This window comes from Pontibacter akesuensis, assembly GCF_001611675.1.
GTDB classification, from domain to species: Bacteria; Bacteroidota; Bacteroidia; order Cytophagales; family Hymenobacteraceae; genus Pontibacter; species Pontibacter akesuensis.
This window is the reverse complement of sequence record NZ_CP014766.1, coordinates 1,448,557-1,464,270: the sequence shown is the minus strand read 5'-3', so window position 1 is coordinate 1,464,270 and position 15,714 is coordinate 1,448,557. Positions and strand designations below refer to the sequence as shown.

The following is a 15,714-nucleotide window of genomic DNA, read 5'->3' as shown; positions in this document are numbered from 1 at the left end:
CGCTCACCAGTTGATTCCTAGCCCGCTTGTATCATAGCTTGTATGCGTGCGCTTTGGGTTATTTAACGTCTCCAGTTATGACGCTCAAAGCGATGTATATTAGGCCTGACAGCGACGGCGTAAAGGCACAGTACGAAACTATCATTGCCAAGCTTCAGGCCACAGTAGCCAAGTACAAGGAGGCTTTCCCACAATTGAAAGCCATCGGCAAGCTTCTGCGCATGACCCTTCCAGAGGCCAACAGCGACGAAGACTATGTGCAAAGGCTTCAGGAACTGTGCTCCTACCTGAACGAGTTAAGCACAAGTTCTTACATTATCCGCCACCTCCACCACAACCTGTGCGAAGACGTGGAATCGGTGAAAAACAACACCTTCCTTTCCAGTCAGGAAGAGACTTACCTTATACTGCCAACATAGGCTTGCTTTTGAGGCTTTTTCAGTCCTCTGACAATATAATTTACCAGCAACCTTGTCAGCCGCTTCAACTCTTCAGCCTCTGGCGTATCAGGCTCCGCGTCCTTCAGGTGCTCTAGGCGGTACGCTATTACTTCATACTGTTCCTGTGTTGTGATTGGCTCGTTTCCTATCTCCATAAGCTTCAGTTTAAAGACGAGATGCAAATGTAAGCTACTGTATACGAAGCTATTGCAAGTGATTTATACGTAATTTGCTCCAATTTCATACTTACCGACTACGTAGTTTACCCGCTTCACCTACTCTTCACCGTACAGGCGCATGGCCTGTGTTGCTTGGAACTTGCCGCCTCCAGAAAAACAGGGTAAACGTGGCAGGCCATAGGTTTAGGTGCAGGAAGCTACGAGCGCCCCCTGGTTACTTCACCCGCTTCCACCAGCAACTTCTTTACCCGTTGAACCGTGGACACGCCAACGTCACAAAGCTTTGCTGTGTCTCTGACCGTCTGCCCTTCCTTCAGGCATTTTACAACCTGTTTGTACTCGTTCAGCATAGCCCTACCGTCTTTTGTGGAGCCTTCAGGTCTGCCAACGTGCTTACCCTGCCGCCTTGCTTCTGCCATGCCTGACTTCACCCGCTCTACCAACGTTGCACGTTCCATTCTGCCAATATCGGCAAGGATTGTGATAAGGAATTGAGCCATGCCATCTACCTCGCCGTTAGGTTTCAGGGTATCCAGTTGGTAGTTCATCACTACCACGGACACTTTGAGTTTGTGCAGGTCTTCCAACGTGGCAAGCACCTGTGACGTGTCACGTCCAAGGCGTGTGACTTCATGCACCAGCACTTTGTCTATCTTTTTGGTCTTTGCCAGCTTCAATAGTTGCTGAATACCTTTCCGCTCTTCATTGCGCTTGGCTCCAGACACGGTTTCAGTGATTGTATCAACTACCTTGTAGCCGTTGGCAGCGGCATAGTCGTTCAGCTCCTTTATTTGCCTGTCATGCGTCTGGTCGTTAGTGGAAACCCTTACCAGCAATGCTACTTTGCTCATTTGCCTACCTTGTTAAGTGCCTTACAAAGGTATGCTAAAATATTCATTAAAGGAATACCTTATTTGAATACATTTTTTCGTACCTTTGCATAGCTGTAGCGGCACAGAAACAAAGCTTTTCCGCTAAACCCTTTTTTGAACACAAAGGCCACCGCAGCACACGTCAACTATCCGTTAACCAATTTTAAATTTAAAATCACATGGCAAAGATTAACCCACGCGACATTAACCGTGGCACAGAGTGCTACGCCGCAGTAGAATGGGAAATAGGCTTCAGATGCGGACACGTCAAAGACGGAAAACTGTACAGTCTGGAGAATCCAAAGTACTACATGATAATGCCCGAGAGCCCAAATTTTATACTGGCCGCGTTTGAGACGCAGGAAGAGTTGGAGCAGTGGCGAAGAGACCTGTACAAAGAGCCAGAGCCAGACGAAGTGGAGCCGAAGACAAAAAATACTGGCAAGCCAAAATATAGCTTTACCTATTTCTACGACCTGTTTACACCAACGCTTCGTGCAGATGCACAGCAATGGGCTGAAGCAGAGACAAAAGATATGTACGGCGACGAGTTAATGGCATGGGCAAAAGCACGAATGACAGTGGAAGGACTTCGTGAACATGAAACAAGAAGCACAACGCTTTTTTACGTCAGTTTAGAACAACCAAAAGCAGCAGACAAAGCATTTGACTATGGCAGTTTTCTTAACGAATGTGCCATTGCCTGCAAGCTGTTTTACTTTGGCAACGGCGGTGAAGGCATACCCAACGTCATCTCCGAGGGCAAGAACGGCAGCGGCAAGTTTATCGTTAGTTCAATCCTTTAAATTCCCGCTCCAGATTGAAGCATCTTTTGCAGGAACGTTTAAAAAGGCATTTGCACCTTTTAATTGATAAAGTATCTGCAAATAAGGCATTTACTAGTTAATTTATTATCTTTACAATACCGCGCCTTAGCCAAAGCTATTTTGCCAACTCAACGGGTAAGGCGTTTGCACCTATCACTCCTAGCCAGCTCGTATTGTAGCTTGTATTCGTTCGCTTTGGGTTGATGAAACATCATCACTGCTATGCTCAAAGTAATGTATACGCCAGAAAGCGAAGGCGTGAAACAACAGTGCAGCATCATCCTAGCCAAGCTGCAGGCGACAATCTCAAAGCACCGTGACGCATTTCCGCAACTGCAAGCCATAGGCAAACTGCTGGCCATGCCAATGCCCGACACAGATAATGATGAACATTACCTGCAACGGTTGGAAGAGCTGTGCCTGCTTCTCCAGCAGCTAAGCGTTAGTTCTTACATCGTGCGGCACCTGCACCACAACCTGTGTGCGGACGTAGAAGCGGTAAAAAGCGGCGAGTTCATTAGCAAAGGGGATAGCTACCTTATCCTGCCTGACTAATACAAGAGCCACATGAAAAACAAGCTTCCAGCAGTGCTAGTAAATACCCGCTTGATAGATATGGATTTTATCGCCGTCGAACTGGACGTAGCCAACTGCAACGTGGAAGTGAAGTGGTTGCGGCAAGTCAATAGCGATGAATGTGAACAAGGGCTGAAGTTAGCCTTGCAATTTGCCTTGGAGTTGCAGGCGGAGTTAAAGAAGACACATGCCCTTGTGACGCTTTAAGCTAGACAACCTCCTGCAACATCATATCTTAAAGGCTGCTCCACCATGAAGCCATTTGACGAACTACCCCCCCGCCAGAAGTTCTTCCGCCAGAACATTGTCCGCGTCATCATCTACGGCGGCTTCCTGCTGGTGCTTTACTGGAGCGTGACAGAGATTCTGGAAATAAAGCGGGAAAAGGATGTAGAAGCACAGCCAAAAGCAGAGCGAATAAGTGTTTAACAGGCCATACAGCCGCTTTAAAACGCTTTCCTAAGGTCTAAACTAACGCTTCCTGAAAGTCTCCCATAACGCCTTAAAACGCCCCAAAACCAGCCTGTTTTACTCGCTTTTCAATTACCGATTTTAAATTTTGTGAGGGAGAATGAAATGCACGGTGAGGCTTTAGTTGTCATTTTGTTATTCTGGGCTATGGCTGTTAACAACCGTTAACCTTACAAGTACGAAATGATAGGAGCATTAAATGAATACAGAGCCTTCAGTCGCGAAATCAACTTTGAATGGGGAATTGACAAAGAAGTACGCCTAAATAATTCCAAAAGCTTTAAGAGTAGCCGCTATGCTAGCTAAAAGTGATAGAACAGCAACGATTCCCACACCTACACTAGTTCTGTATGAGTTCCTGCTTAGGATATGCATTTCTCCATTAAGAAGATGCGTTTGATAACTGAAAAAGGAAGTGGTGGAAAGAGATTGAAATGTCTGATTTTGAAGTGCTTTCAAACCAATCTCCGTAAGCAAAATCTCTGGCAATTCCCCTGGAACATCTACTGCTTTAATATACCCTATCTTTATCATCTTCTGAATAACGTTTTGAGAAACAGTCACGGGGACTTCCCAATTTATATGTTCAGGTACATTGTTAGCCATAGCATAATTCAAGGTCTTTAAGGTGACCTTATCATGTTGTAGAAAAGCTTCTAAAGCAGCCCACATATAAAGGTGTTCAACATAGAAACCAGCAGCCGTTACATCACTAGTCCTATTATTTTCTGTCTTGAAATTATAAGCCTCCCATGGATTAGCACTCTTTTTTGAATCATTCATGATAACTTGTTCAGTTCTTATAACTTAAAGTTAGGATTATTTAGCTTCTAATAAATTGCGACTTATATTATTAAAATGCTTACAAAGCAGTTTTCAAAACGTCATTTAACAAACTATTACATGCATTTGAATTTTAACAAAATCTTTGTAATACAATCTCTTAATCCAGATAGGGAAAAATTAACAGGTACATTACTTTATAATGAAGTGCTGCAATTCTTTAAATACAAATATCCTGACAAGGACGCTGAATTAATTGACGTTGATGACAAAGAACAATTATTTAATGCTTTGCAAAATATTGAGCATGATTGTTTAGTACTTAATGTGAAGCCAATTATCCACTTTGAAGTTCATGGGCTTGAAGGAGGCAGTGGAATAGCATTAAATTTTGGACAAGTAAGCTGGATAGAACTTAACAAATATTTTACGAAAATAAATATTGCTTCATCTTGGAATCTATATTTAACAATGGCTGTATGCTACGGGAGCTATGCAATGCAACTGATTAAGCCCATAAGCCCTGCGCCATTTGCTGGGATTGTAGGTTCATTCAACCTTATTGAAGAGAACGACCTTTACATTAGATACCACAATTTCTACAGTGAACTTTTAGGTGCTTTAAATTTTGATACTGCCCTTGAGGCTCTATACAGAACTAATCCCAACCTTCCAAATGGGTATGGCTATATCGGGTCAGAACGCATGTTTAAAAATGTTTACCAAGACTACTTTGACAAAGAATTTTCTCAAAGTGCTATGAAAAGGAGATTTGATAATGCCGTAAAAGATTCTTCAAAAAAATTTATCAACAGAAAAGATAAACGACAACAAGCTAAGCAATTTCGCAGATTATTACTTCAAACAAAAAAAAGATACTACACCGAGCACAAGGCAAAATTTTTCATGTTTGAGAAATATCCAGAACATGAAAAGATGTACTGTTTAGGGTGGGAGCCAAAATATCGCTAAATACATCAAGCGGCGGTAGCCATACCAAAGGTTTTATCATACCTAACACTTAAGTGACATTTAGGTGGCGAGGCTTAATCAAAAGGATTCAAGATAGGGGGATTTTTAAGGAATAGGGCAATGTCTCTTTAGCTATTTAATTTAGTAGAATAAAGGCTATTTCCTTAGCTTCGTAATCATAATTGGAAGTTTTTGAATGTTACCAATTTGTTACCTTAAGTAGGTAAGTAACTGATTGACAGCGCTATCTTAACCGCAGGGGCACGGGTTCATACTTGCCACCAGCATAAAGTTAGCCGGAAAATCAATGGTGGTTTTGGCGCGGGATATCGTGACGCGGCGCTCCTCCAGCGGCTGTCGCATCACCTCCAGCACGGTGCGCTTAAACTCCGGCAACTCATCCAGAAATAAAACTCCATTATGGGAAAGCGAAATTTCACCGGGCTGCGGGTTGCTGCCCCCGCCCACCAAAGCTACATCCGAAATCGTATGGTGCGGCGAGCGGTATGGGCGCGTGGTCAGTAGCGAAGATGCCTCTCCGAGTTTGCCTGCCACCGAGTGTATCTTGGTGGTTTCAAGTGCCTCGTGCATCGAAAGCGGGGGAAGTATGGACGGCAGGCGCTTGGCCAGCATCGTTTTACCGGCACCCGGCGGGCCGATCATAATCAGGTTGTGGCCACCGGCGGCGGCAATTTCCAATCCGCGTTTGATATTTTCCTGCCCCTGCACATCGGCAAAATCGGCGGCATACTGGTCTACGGTGCTGTTGAATATGTCGCGGGTATCGACCAGCACAGGCGGAATATCGCGGACACCGTCCAGAAACTCGATGGCCTCCAGAATGTTGCTCACCCCGATCACCTCCAGGTTATTCACGATGGCCGCCTCCTGCGCATTCTGGGCTGGAAGTATAAATCCTTTAAAGCCTTCTTTGCGGGCTTGAATGGCAATGGGTAAAACCCCTTTAATAGGGCGCAGCGAACCATCCAGCGATAGCTCTCCCATGATCATGTACTGCGACACTTTATCGTCGGCGATCTGTGCAGAAGCAGCCAAGATACCCATGGCCAACGTCAGGTCGTAGGCGGCGCCTTCCTTGCGGATATCGGCGGGAGCCATGTTGATGACGATTTTCTGACGCGGAATTTTGTAGCCGTAGTGCTTCAGCGCCGCCTCTATGCGCTGCTCGCTTTCCTTTACTGCGTTATCGGGCAGGCCAACAAGAAAATATTTTGTACCGGCAGTAACACTAACTTCTACTGTTATGGTGTAGGCGTTTACACCCTGCACGGCGCTGCCGTAGGTTTTGATGAGCATCCTGTTCTCTGTTGATGTGCTGTAGTTCTGTGCCGCAACACTACCCAGCGCGACAAAGTTCTGATTGGTACTAACTTAATAATTAATTGATCTTTCTTTTAAGGTCATACCTGTGGCACACCAACAGGCGTGATCGCACAAAGAAGCTTTTCTACGGCTGTTTCAGCAGGGTCATGCCGGGGTGCAGCGGCAGGTAGTTGCCTGATACGTCTTTGCCCTTTTCATGCACCGTGATGGCGGTAAGTATACTGTCGGGCAGCGTCACCTCAAAAGCGATACCTTCCGGCTGAGCATCAAAAATGTACACCTGTTGCTGCGCTCCGTTCTGATAGTAAGCCAACGGTTCCAAGTGAGGATAATGCTCTCTGATCTCAGAAAGTGATGTACCCGTGCTGATATTGTCGGGTGTCTTGAACTGCGGGGAAGTTACCTGCAGCTGCTTCACGATAGGTTGTGGGTGATCACTGCCAAAATCCGATTCGGTGTAGATGGCAAGGAAGTGCCGCGGCTGTGCGGTATCTTCGCTAAGCCAGTAGAGCAACGCTTTGCCCATGGCAGCATCGGTGCTGTCAGGGTCTCCGAGTGCAGCTGTTAACTCCTCGCCCGGCATCCCGACGTTAACTTTGCCGATACCCTCACCAGGGATGATCAGGTAAGTTGAATCAAGGGATTGTGGCTCCGGCGTTTGTACGGCTGCAGTTGTATCAGTTGCTGCCTGGTTGCTGCTTGCCTGATCCTGACAGGAGGTCAAGCAAAGTATGACTGGTAGTATAAAGTATGGCGCCAGTTTCATATCAGGTTTACGGTAGATCTACTACAGCCCATACGTATCTGTACCTTTTTAATAGATACTGTAAGCAAAAGCGGCCGCACATCATCTGTGCGGCCGCTTTTGCTTTGGCATTTGTGTTAGGCCAGTTGCTGCTCTATCAGCAAAATCATGATATGGATGACCTTGATGTGTATTTCCTGCACGCGGTCGGCATAGCCCATGTGGGGCACACGGATTTCCACATCGCAGAGGGGAGCCAGTTTGCCGCCGTCTTTGCCTGTTAATCCCACTACCTTCACGCCTTTTGCCCTGGCCGCCTCTGCCGCTTTGATCACGTTGCCGGAATTGCCGCTCGTGCTGATAGCAAGCAGCACATCGCCTGAATTGCCGAGTGCCTCTACGTAGCGGGAGAAGATAGACTCGTAGCCGTAGTCGTTGCCCACGCAGCTGATGTGGCTTGAGTCGGAGATGGAGATGGCCGGGATGGCTTTGCGCTCGTTGCGGTAGCGGCCGGTCAGTTCCTCGGCAAAGTGCATGGCATCGCACATAGAGCCGCCGTTGCCGCAGCTCAAAATTTTGCCGCCGTTCTGCACAGCATCGGCCATGGCAGTAGCCGCCTGTTCAATGGCCGTAATGTTTTTGTCATCAGCCAGAAAAGCAGCGAGCACTTCCTGTGCCTGCCTGAGTTCTGCCAGTATGGTAGTAGCGTTCATGTAGTAGTTAATTCGAATTTTCTGCCTCTGCTGCGGCTTCCTGGTAGCTGTTGCTCCGGAAGGCCTGTCTTTTCTCGTAGAGGCTTGCTTTTAGTTCGTTTATCTTTAGTTCCGCACGATGCCTGTCGTGCTTCAGATCTGCAATGTACAGGTTGCTCACCAGTGTTCGGGCCAGCAGAATCACGCCTGCCGCAGCCGCTATAATCTTATAAAGTGTGAGCACCCGGTCCTCTACATCGTTATTCAGAACCGTGTTCGCATCCACGACACCAGCCAGGAGCAGTAGGGTAAAAATGATGTAGCCGAACGCTATAAGATCCAGCAGGCCTTTAAGTAGTTTCATTTGCATTGGGTTAGGTGCAAAAATAGGTTCGGCTAAATATAGTAAAATAATATGATTATACCGAAGTACATCCTGCCTCACCCGCAGCCAGCATCCCTGCTGTAGGACCACAGCCGTATTCTTCCGCTACACCGTCAGCTGCATTTGCGTTAATCTGGCATACAATCCTCCCTGCTCCTGCAGCTCCTCGTGCGTGCCACGCTCCACAATCTGCCCCTGCTGCAGCACCAGGATATGGTCGGCGTGCTGTATGGTGCTTAGGCGGTGCGCAATCACCACTGAGGTGCGGTTCTTCATGAGGTTGGTAAGCGCCTCCTGCACCAGTTTCTCCGATTCCGTATCCAGCGCCGAGGTAGCCTCATCGAGTATAAGTATGGGCGGGTTCTGAAGTATGGCGCGGGCAATGCTGATACGCTGCCGCTGCCCTCCTGACAGTTTACCGCCCCGGTCGCCAATCATACTTTGGTAGCCGTTTTCAGTTTGGATGATAAACTCATGGGCATTGGCGATTTTAGCCGCTGCGATCACCTCTTCCTCGGTGGCGTCGGTTTTATTGAAGGCGATGTTGTTGTAGATCGTATCGTTGAAGAGGATAGACTCCTGCGTGACCACGCCCATCTGCGCCCGCACCGACTGCGTGGTATAGTCCCGGATATCGTGCCCGTCGATAAGTATGGCGCCTTCTGTCGGGTCGTAGAAGCGCGGCAGCAAATCAGCCAGGGTAGACTTTCCGCCGCCGGATGGCCCTACCAATGCAACCGTCTTTCCTTTCGGGATGGTCACGCTGATGTGCTGGAGCACCGGCTTGTCGCCATAAGCAAATCCCACGTCCCGCAGCTCAATTTTATCTTCAAAGGCAGGCAGCACCATGGCATTCGGCTTGTCCACCACCTGCGGCACCGTATCAATTACCTGCAGCACCCGGTCGCCGGAAACCAGGCCGCGCTGGATGTTGCTGAAGGCCGAAGACATGGCTTTCGCCGGCACCAGCACCTGGGAGAACAGCACGATATAGGTGATGAACTCACTGGCTGATAGCTCAGACTCCTGGTTCAACACGAGCGTGCCACCATACAGCAGCAGCCCCGCCACCACCGACACGCCCAGGAATTCAGACAGGGGAGAAGCGAGGTCACGTTTGTGGGCAATAGAGCGCTGAATACGGGCGTAGCGGTTGTTCTGGTCGTAAAACTTATCCAGTATAAACGGCTCCGCATTGAAGGCTTTGATCACGCGCATGCCGCTCAGCGTCTCGTCGATGATAGTCAGTATAAAGCTAAGCGAGTCCTGGCCTTGCTGGGCTTTGCGCTTCAGGCGCTTGGAGATGCCCGCAATAATTCCACCAGATATCGGCAGCAGGATGAGGGAGAACAGTGTGAGCTCTGCCGACATGCTGAAGAGCAGCACGAAAAAAGCAATGATGGAAATAGGCTCCCGCACCACCACCGTCAGTGTGTTCACCACCGAGCTTTCCACTTCCTGTATATCCACGGTCAGGCGCGTCATCAGGTCGCCTTTGCGTTCGTTGCCGAAGTAGCCGAGGTGCAGCTGCGTAATGCGCTCGTACACCGTCTGGCGCATGTTGCGTACCACGTGCGCCCGCAGTTCCCCCACAATCCGGAAGGCCAGGTAGCGGAACACGTTCGCCAAAAATACTGATACGATAATCATGATGCAGACAAAAAGAAGTGCTCCTCCGCGGCCCTCCTCCAGTATAACCTGCCCAAAATAGTAGTTGAAGAACTCCTTGAAGAACTCAATGTTGAGGGCAAACTCGGGCTTTCCAGTGGCCATGGCCACCGCCTCCTGCTGGCCAACTTCCCCGAAAAGCACATCCAGCAACGGAACAAGCAGGGTGAAGTTAAACAGGCCGAAGATGATGCCCAGTATAGTATAAAGTGTGTAGAGCGGCACAAACCGGCTATAGGGTTTGGCAAACTGCAGTATGCGAAGGTAGGTCTTCATGTGTAGAATGCTGCCGATTGCTTTGCCGGCAGGAGCCTTTGCCGCAGATCAGCAACGTAAGGAGCAGCCACAGGTGCTGCCCGCAATTCGTTTAAATGGTTTTAAAACAACAGCACAAGCCATTGCCTGTGTGCTGCTGCAAAGATACTTAAATACAACCGAGAAACTGAATTGTGCGACAGAATTGACACATGGCAGCCTGGAAACAGGCAGAGGCGCTACCAGTAGCGCCTCTGCCTGTTTTGCGAAGTATGTCTTGTTTCGATTAACCCACCCCTGCCCCTCCGAGGAGGGGAATCTTCAGCACGAGAAGAATAAAATAAAGTATGTGTAAACGGCACTTTGAAGAGAAGTCCCCTCCCTGGAGGGGTTAGGGGTGGGTTTACACAAGTAAGTGGTTTTCCTTCACCCGAAACCTTTAAAACTCATGCAGCCTCTGCGGAATGTTCCAGCGGAAGGCGAAGGAGGTAAAGGTGGTGTTCAGATCAAAGGCGCTTTCGATAGCGTCGGTGCGGCGGATGATCTGCTTCAGGTCTAGGAACACGTTGTGGCGCACCTGGAAAGTAGCTGTCAGGTCGAGGTGCAGCTGGTTTGTTTCAACACCTTGCCCGATCTCGTTGCCGTATGTGCCGGGTCGGTTGAAATAAGGCCGGAGCACGTTGCCACCGTAGTTCAGAGAGTCTGTCTCGCTCATTCTGTCCTGTCCGTAGCGGGTGGCAATGGCCTTGCCCGTTAGCATCAGGCGCGGAATTGGCTGGTAGTATACCACACCCACAAACTCCAGCAGGTTAGCCCCGGTTGGGTGCGCGAGCGGCTGGCGGTAGTGCTGGTAATTGGTGAACTCCGAGCGGTGCTGGTAAGTATAGGGGCGGATGATGTTCATCTCTCCCTGCACATCCAGGTTGCTCAGGCCGAAGACATCGATGTACTTCGCGCCGATCTGGCCGGCCTGCTTGTTCGCCCACCAGCCGTTGCCAGCCTTTACCTCATTCAGCACAAACTCATCGAGCTGCAACTGGCCGTACAGCTGCAAACGGTTGGCGATGTTCCAGCGAAAATCAGCACCCAGCATGGCATTGTCTGAGCTGCCGAGGCCCTGCTCTATACTTCTGTAAAAGATGATGGGGTTAAGGTACTGCAGCTCAAACTTGCCCTCGCCGCGGGCGAACACCACCTGCTCAAATAAGCCGAAGTTAAAGTTATCCGTCACGTTTACACCCAACCGGTGCAGGGCCATGTATTTCTTCGGAAGCAGTTCGTCGTTGCGGTCGGCTGTGGCGATCAGCTCCTGGAACAGGTTCATGTAGTGCAGCTTCCATACTTTGGTGTTCAGCTTCAGGAAGAAGGCGGGCGGCGCATAGTCAGAGTATACCAGCGAGCGGTAGCCGTCGCCGATCACGTGGCGGTCGTGGCCCAGCTGTATTTCCACGTGCTTGCTTAAAGCGTAGTTCAGGTAGCCACGGGCCGTGATAAAGTCGTAGCCGCCTTCCTTAAAGTTTTTCCATAGCGTTTCGTGCGGCACCACGCCATCGCGGCGGATGCGGTTGTTCACGTAAAGCGGAAAGCGCGCCTGGTTCTCGCCCACAAAGGCATAAAAGCCAAAGCGCTTGTCAATCGTACCTTCCAGCTGCACGCCGCGCGTGTTAATGTATCGCACGCCGTCGGTGTTATTATCCAGCCCCACTTCAAAGTGAATTACCGGGTTTACCCGAAGTGTGAAATCCTCCGTCTCCACATGGTACAGGTCTGTTTTGTTGCGATAGAAGTAGTTCAGGATCGGTCTGCGGCTGTCATTATTCTCGGCGTTGGTGTAGTTCCAGTTGTCGTTCAGCAGGTACTCTGTGTTGAAGGCGTCAACACGGGTTTGGGCGTTGCGGGCACTCACCTCGGCCAACTCCGCCACATCAGCGCGGCCATAGGGGCGCACCGCCGTATGCATTCCCGGTACCTGGTCGCCATACTTTATGTGGTAGCGGTCTATCAGGTGATAGGTTTGCGGGTTGTAGGGCATGTACGTGTCCTGTGCCTGCACAGCAAAGGCAGCAAGCGCCAGAGTAAAAGCACCAAGTATGCGTTTCATATAATTCTGTTTAGCAGAAGAACCTTGTTTTATAAAGTGCGAATGTACTGCTTTTGAGGCTGAAAGTTTTGCAGCAGGCGCTTATTTTGTCGCACCCAAGGTGCTGAACCTGTTTGGATGAGGCTGCAGGGCAAGCCTTTATACTTGATATTGCCTGGCGCCGGACTCCTTTTGCTGTTGCATGACCATTTGCTGAAGCAAGAACAGCGAAGTATACTTGAAGGATTGATGGTTTCCGAAGTATAGCGGTGGAGTGAAAGTATAAAATGAGGGTAGACGTTAGCGCAAGCGCAGTGGCTTCCGTATCTTTAAGCCAACAACTCATGGGCATGGAAAGAATAAACGTAACTATACTCACAGATACCCCCTCGCTGGCTAACCATTATGTGGCCGAGCTCCGCGATATTTCCATACACAAAGACAGCCTGCGCTTTCGGCGGAACCTGGAGCGGCTGGGCGAGTTGCTTGCCTACGAAATCTCCAAGACCTTGCCCTACAGCAGCGTGACACTACAAACGCCTTTGGCCGAAACCCATACACAACTGCTGACGGACCAGCCGGTGCTGGCTACGATTTTACGGGCTGGCCTCCCGCTGTACCAGGGCATGCTGAATTACTTCGATAAGGCCTACAGCACGTTTGTGGGCGCGTACCGGGTGGAGGAGGAGAACACGCAGCTGCAGATAAACATGGAGTACCTGGCCTCTACTAACCTGCACGACAAAATCTTAATTTTGGCAGACCCTATGCTGGCCACCGGGCGCTCGCTTGTTAAGTCTTATGAAGGTATGCTGCGCCACGGCAAGCCGAAGCAGGTGCACTTTGCCGCCGCTATTGCCGCCCCCGAAGGATTGGCCTATGTGCAGGAGCAGGTGCCGGAGGCATACGTTTGGCTGGGCGCTTTGGACAGCCACCTGAACGATAAATCCTACATTATCCCTGGGTTGGGCGATGCCGGCGACCTTGCCTTTGGTCCTAAAGTATAACCTGAACCTTTACCAGAAAGCGCCTGTTACACACGGGCTGCTGCATCCTGTTGAAAATAAGGGGATTAGCGTAATAAGTTATTGAAAAGTTTATATGTTACTTCGTCTTCTGATGCGTATAAACTAAGTGCCAGCCTTTTCTTAATTTAGAGTACAATTTAAACCTGATCCTGCTGTGTTGATAGAATTAGTAAAGTACCTGTCGGTATACCTGATCAGTATGGTCAAGTTCTTTGGCGGACCTGTTACGGGGGTGTCGCTGGGCCTGACATATATGGAGACCGTATTGCTGACCATTGCGGGTATGATGACGAGCGTGATCATCTTTTCAATTATTGGCCGCGCGGCTTCCAAATGGCTTTCAAACCGCCGTAAGGCAAAGCAAAAGCCTGTGTTCACGAAGAAGAGCCGCCGCATCGTGCAGGTCTGGTGCCGCTTCGGAACCCCCGGCGTCGCTTTCCTGACACCGATTTTGCTCACGCCCATTTTCGGAACCATTGTGGCCGCGCTGTTTGGTGCGCCGCGCAAACACATTTTCCTCCACATGCTCTGGAGCTCCATTTTCTGGAGTGCCTTGCTGAACCTGATGGTTTTCGAGTTTGGCCAGATGGCAGAGGGGCTGCTGTTAAGCATAAAGTTCTAGTTTGATAAATTGTTAAGAAGTGAGGCAGAGCGGAGGTTCTGCCTTTTTTGTTTTCAGCAGATAAATTGTGGGTGGATCAGACACTCGCAGGAGCTGCGCACACTGCGAGGCCTTTGGCTGCGCGGACTTAACAGCGGTGGCTCAGAAGACCTCGCAGTGTCTTTAGACCTGCGAGCGTCTGGTGGTAAGGCTGCTCAAGTATAACCGCTGCTAAGTTAGGGATGGCTTGTCAAACCAGTCGAGTTGCAAACTCTACATCATACTAAGACACAAGTCTGAATACTTGCGCCAGAGAGCGGCAGCTTAACTGTAGTTCTTCCTAAAACGAAAACAGCAGCCATCCGACTGCTGTTTCCACTCTATTTCTTCTTACTCCCTTTCTTCTTCGTCTTCTGCCAGTAGGAGTCTTTCGGATCGCCGGTCTTTCTTTTCTTCGCGAAGTTAGACTTGTGTCGGCTCTTTTTCTCGTGGAAGGCTCCTTGGAAATCCGGGTTTTCGCGGCGCTTCTGGCGGTCCACATCGCGGGCCATCTCCTGCTGCTCGTCGAAAGGCGTTTTAAAAGTTTTTACCTCCGCCGGCATCATGACCACCGGAATCTTCATCCGGATAATCTCTTCGATCTTGTGCACGTGGTACATCTCTGCCTCCGTGGCAAACGTAATAGCGGCGCCTGCGTTTTCGGCTCGGCCCGTACGGCCGATGCGGTGTACATAGTCCTCGTAGATCAGCGGCACATCAAAGTTGATCACATGACTGACCATGGTCACATCGATACCGCGAGCGGCCACATCCGTTGCGACTAGAAAACGGACCGCGCCACCCTTAAAAGCCTCCATCGAGTTGATGCGCGTGTTCTGGCCTTTGTTGCCGTGTATGGCGCGCACATCGCCGTAATCGCGGTGCTCCAGGAATTTAGATACGCTTTCCGCATTCTTCTTGCTGCGGGTAAAGATGATCACGCGGTTAAACGTTTCCCTGTCCTGGATCAGGTGCTCCAGCAGCTCAATTTTGGTGCGCAGGTTAGGCACCTGGTACAGTACGTGGGTCACAGTTTCAACGGGCGTGGCCTGTAGCGTAACCTCTACCCGCGTCGGGAACTCCAGGTACTCCTCCGACAGCTCCACCACCTTATCCGGCATGGTAGCCGAGAAAAGCAGGTTCTGGCGCTTGCGCGGAATCACCTCCAGCAGGTGGCGGATCTGAGGCATAAAGCCCATGTCCATCATCTTGTCGGCCTCATCCAGGATCAGCGTCTTCAAATCCTTCAGAATAAGCTCACCTTTAAAGTATAGCTCCATCAGGCGTTTCGGTGTAGCCACCAGAATATCAACGCCTTTGTTAAGAGTTTCAATCTGCGTTTTGGGGCCGAGTCCTCCGTAAATGGCGGTGTGGCGAATGTCGGTATACTTGGCCAGCAGCGTGATGTTCTCCTCAATCTGCATCACCAGCTCACGGGTAGGAGCGAGGATGAGCGCGCGCGGATGCTCACCTTGGGCATACTTCACTTTCATGAGCAGCGGCAGCAGGAAAGCGGCTGTTTTGCCTGTTCCGGTTTGGGCGATTCCCAGAATATCGTGGCCTGCCATGATCAGCGGAATAGCCTGCTCCTGTATGGGTGTAGGCTTCTCGTAGCCAGCGTCGGCAATGGCATTCAGCAGCTGCTTGTTTAGCTTAAAATCCTCAAATGTAGTTACTTCTTTCTCTGCTTCTTCTGCCATGGCGGTGCTGTTTTTACTTTGTACTAATCTACAAAAGTACGTGAATTTTATGGTTGA

The 15,714-nt window shown here is 49.7% G+C and carries 18 protein-coding genes and 1 pseudogene; 9 read left to right on the top strand and 10 right to left on the bottom strand.

The window, feature by feature from the left end:
* The first annotated feature begins 77 nt into the window (after positions 1 to 77).
* The gene (locus tag A0W33_RS06075) at positions 78 to 419 is read left to right on the top strand and encodes a hypothetical protein (RefSeq protein WP_068837325.1); all 342 of its coding nucleotides are present in this window, start codon (positions 78 to 80) and stop codon (positions 417 to 419) included.
* Here the strand turns inward: A0W33_RS06075 and A0W33_RS06070 are convergent.
* Entirely contained in the window at positions 398 to 595 is a 198-nt protein-coding gene (locus A0W33_RS06070) for a hypothetical protein (RefSeq protein ID WP_068837324.1), read from the bottom strand. The two genes, A0W33_RS06075 and A0W33_RS06070, sit on opposite strands and share 22 nt — an antisense overlap.
* Before the next feature lie 221 nt (positions 596 to 816).
* A complete protein-coding gene (locus A0W33_RS06065) occupies positions 817 to 1,470 on the bottom strand; it encodes a recombinase family protein (protein WP_068837323.1) in 654 nt (217 codons plus the stop codon).
* Positions 1,471 to 1,670: 200 nt separating this feature from the next.
* On the opposite strand from A0W33_RS06065, the gene A0W33_RS06060 reads away from it, so the two are divergent.
* The 4 genes from A0W33_RS06060 to A0W33_RS20840 all read left to right on the top strand — a co-directional run bounded on the left by A0W33_RS06060 (position 1,671) and on the right by A0W33_RS20840 (position 3,323).
* On the top strand, positions 1,671 to 2,297 hold the full coding sequence (locus A0W33_RS06060; RefSeq protein WP_068837322.1) for a hypothetical protein: 627 nt from the start codon (positions 1,671 to 1,673) through the stop codon (positions 2,295 to 2,297).
* A 243-nt stretch (positions 2,298 to 2,540) separates the two neighbouring features.
* A complete protein-coding gene (locus A0W33_RS06055) occupies positions 2,541 to 2,873 on the top strand; it encodes a hypothetical protein (protein ID WP_068837321.1) in 333 nt (110 codons plus the stop codon).
* 12 nt (positions 2,874 to 2,885) lie between these two features.
* Complete coding sequence (locus A0W33_RS06050; protein WP_068837320.1) at positions 2,886 to 3,101, top strand: hypothetical protein; 216 nt, start codon at positions 2,886 to 2,888, stop codon at positions 3,099 to 3,101.
* Between the two features lie 45 nt (positions 3,102 to 3,146).
* Positions 3,147 to 3,323: a hypothetical protein gene (locus A0W33_RS20840; RefSeq protein ID WP_157577997.1), complete on the top strand. Its 177-nt coding sequence runs from the start codon at positions 3,147 to 3,149 to the stop codon at positions 3,321 to 3,323.
* A 303-nt stretch (positions 3,324 to 3,626) separates the two neighbouring features.
* Here the strand turns inward: A0W33_RS20840 and A0W33_RS06045 are convergent, their stop codons facing one another.
* Positions 3,627 to 4,148: a hypothetical protein gene (locus A0W33_RS06045; protein ID WP_068837319.1), complete on the bottom strand. Its 522-nt coding sequence runs from the start codon at positions 4,146 to 4,148 to the stop codon at positions 3,627 to 3,629.
* A gap of 120 nt (positions 4,149 to 4,268) precedes the next feature.
* On the opposite strand from A0W33_RS06045, the gene A0W33_RS06040 reads away from it, so the two are divergent.
* A complete protein-coding gene (locus A0W33_RS06040; protein ID WP_074937213.1) occupies positions 4,269 to 5,120 on the top strand; it encodes a hypothetical protein in 852 nt (283 codons plus the stop codon).
* 252 nt (positions 5,121 to 5,372) lie between these two features.
* On the opposite strand, the pseudogene A0W33_RS06035 reads toward A0W33_RS06040, so the two are convergent.
* The 5 genes and pseudogenes from A0W33_RS06035 to A0W33_RS06015 form a co-directional block, all read right to left on the bottom strand.
* Positions 5,373 to 6,437: pseudogene (locus tag A0W33_RS06035) on the bottom strand (YifB family Mg chelatase-like AAA ATPase); the annotation flags it as partial.
* Positions 6,438 to 6,588: 151 nt separating this feature from the next.
* On the bottom strand, positions 6,589 to 7,230 hold the full coding sequence (locus A0W33_RS06030) for a hypothetical protein (protein WP_139237156.1): 642 nt from the start codon (positions 7,228 to 7,230) through the stop codon (positions 6,589 to 6,591).
* A 116-nt stretch (positions 7,231 to 7,346) separates the two neighbouring features.
* Positions 7,347 to 7,922 (bottom strand): D-sedoheptulose 7-phosphate isomerase, encoded by a 576-nt coding sequence (lpcA, locus tag A0W33_RS06025; protein WP_068837316.1) that lies wholly within the window; start codon positions 7,920 to 7,922, stop codon positions 7,347 to 7,349.
* A 7-nt stretch (positions 7,923 to 7,929) separates the two neighbouring features.
* A complete protein-coding gene (locus A0W33_RS06020; RefSeq protein ID WP_068837315.1) occupies positions 7,930 to 8,265 on the bottom strand; it encodes a hypothetical protein in 336 nt (111 codons plus the stop codon).
* Positions 8,266 to 8,391: 126 nt separating this feature from the next.
* Positions 8,392 to 10,230, bottom strand: coding sequence for an ABC transporter ATP-binding protein (locus A0W33_RS06015; protein WP_068837314.1), 1,839 nt, complete (start codon positions 10,228 to 10,230; stop codon positions 8,392 to 8,394).
* Between the two features lie 7 nt (positions 10,231 to 10,237).
* On the opposite strand from A0W33_RS06015, the gene A0W33_RS06010 reads away from it, so the two are divergent.
* Complete coding sequence (locus tag A0W33_RS06010) at positions 10,238 to 10,564, top strand: hypothetical protein (protein WP_068837313.1); 327 nt, start codon at positions 10,238 to 10,240, stop codon at positions 10,562 to 10,564.
* Positions 10,565 to 10,648: 84 nt separating this feature from the next.
* On the opposite strand, the gene A0W33_RS06005 is transcribed toward A0W33_RS06010, so the two are convergent.
* Complete coding sequence (locus A0W33_RS06005) at positions 10,649 to 12,310, bottom strand: hypothetical protein (protein ID WP_068837312.1); 1,662 nt, start codon at positions 12,308 to 12,310, stop codon at positions 10,649 to 10,651.
* A gap of 329 nt (positions 12,311 to 12,639) precedes the next feature.
* Here A0W33_RS06005 and upp point away from each other — a divergent pair, with 329 nt between their 5' ends.
* Both upp and A0W33_RS05995 read left to right on the top strand, forming a co-directional pair.
* Complete coding sequence (upp, locus tag A0W33_RS06000) at positions 12,640 to 13,296, top strand: uracil phosphoribosyltransferase (protein ID WP_394331610.1); 657 nt, start codon at positions 12,640 to 12,642, stop codon at positions 13,294 to 13,296.
* Between the two features lie 178 nt (positions 13,297 to 13,474).
* On the top strand, positions 13,475 to 13,939 hold the full coding sequence (locus A0W33_RS05995; RefSeq protein WP_244888619.1) for a hypothetical protein: 465 nt from the start codon (positions 13,475 to 13,477) through the stop codon (positions 13,937 to 13,939).
* A 359-nt stretch (positions 13,940 to 14,298) separates the two neighbouring features.
* Here A0W33_RS05995 and A0W33_RS05990 read toward each other — a convergent pair whose 3' ends face one another.
* Complete coding sequence (locus A0W33_RS05990; RefSeq protein ID WP_068837310.1) at positions 14,299 to 15,657, bottom strand: DEAD/DEAH box helicase; 1,359 nt, start codon at positions 15,655 to 15,657, stop codon at positions 14,299 to 14,301.
* Positions 15,658 to 15,714 lie beyond the last annotated feature (57 nt).

What these genes read in the sequence shown, in the direction of transcription:
- A0W33_RS06075 (WP_068837325.1), top strand. Translation starts at nt 78, where the DNA reads ATGACGCTCAAAGCGATGTATATTAGGCCTGACAGCGACGGCGTAAAG.
- A0W33_RS06070 (WP_068837324.1), bottom strand. Translation starts at nt 595, where the DNA reads ATGGAGATAGGAAACGAGCCAATCACAACACAGGAACAGTATGAAGTA.
- A0W33_RS06065 (WP_068837323.1), bottom strand. Translation starts at nt 1,470, where the DNA reads ATGAGCAAAGTAGCATTGCTGGTAAGGGTTTCCACTAACGACCAGACG.
- A0W33_RS06060 (WP_068837322.1), top strand. Translation starts at nt 1,671, where the DNA reads ATGGCAAAGATTAACCCACGCGACATTAACCGTGGCACAGAGTGCTAC.
- A0W33_RS06055 (WP_068837321.1), top strand. Translation starts at nt 2,541, where the DNA reads ATGCTCAAAGTAATGTATACGCCAGAAAGCGAAGGCGTGAAACAACAG.
- A0W33_RS06050 (WP_068837320.1), top strand. Translation starts at nt 2,886, where the DNA reads ATGAAAAACAAGCTTCCAGCAGTGCTAGTAAATACCCGCTTGATAGAT.
- A0W33_RS20840 (WP_157577997.1), top strand. Translation starts at nt 3,147, where the DNA reads ATGAAGCCATTTGACGAACTACCCCCCCGCCAGAAGTTCTTCCGCCAG.
- A0W33_RS06045 (WP_068837319.1), bottom strand. Translation starts at nt 4,148, where the DNA reads ATGAATGATTCAAAAAAGAGTGCTAATCCATGGGAGGCTTATAATTTC.
- A0W33_RS06040 (WP_074937213.1), top strand. Translation starts at nt 4,269, where the DNA reads ATGCATTTGAATTTTAACAAAATCTTTGTAATACAATCTCTTAATCCA.
- A0W33_RS06030 (WP_139237156.1), bottom strand. Translation starts at nt 7,230, where the DNA reads ATGAAACTGGCGCCATACTTTATACTACCAGTCATACTTTGCTTGACC.
- lpcA (WP_068837316.1), bottom strand. Translation starts at nt 7,922, where the DNA reads ATGAACGCTACTACCATACTGGCAGAACTCAGGCAGGCACAGGAAGTG.
- A0W33_RS06020 (WP_068837315.1), bottom strand. Translation starts at nt 8,265, where the DNA reads ATGAAACTACTTAAAGGCCTGCTGGATCTTATAGCGTTCGGCTACATC.
- A0W33_RS06015 (WP_068837314.1), bottom strand. Translation starts at nt 10,230, where the DNA reads ATGAAGACCTACCTTCGCATACTGCAGTTTGCCAAACCCTATAGCCGG.
- A0W33_RS06010 (WP_068837313.1), top strand. Translation starts at nt 10,238, where the DNA reads ATGCTGCCGATTGCTTTGCCGGCAGGAGCCTTTGCCGCAGATCAGCAA.
- A0W33_RS06005 (WP_068837312.1), bottom strand. Translation starts at nt 12,310, where the DNA reads ATGAAACGCATACTTGGTGCTTTTACTCTGGCGCTTGCTGCCTTTGCT.
- upp (WP_394331610.1), top strand. Translation starts at nt 12,640, where the DNA reads ATGGAAAGAATAAACGTAACTATACTCACAGATACCCCCTCGCTGGCT.
- A0W33_RS05990 (WP_068837310.1), bottom strand. Translation starts at nt 15,657, where the DNA reads ATGGCAGAAGAAGCAGAGAAAGAAGTAACTACATTTGAGGATTTTAAG.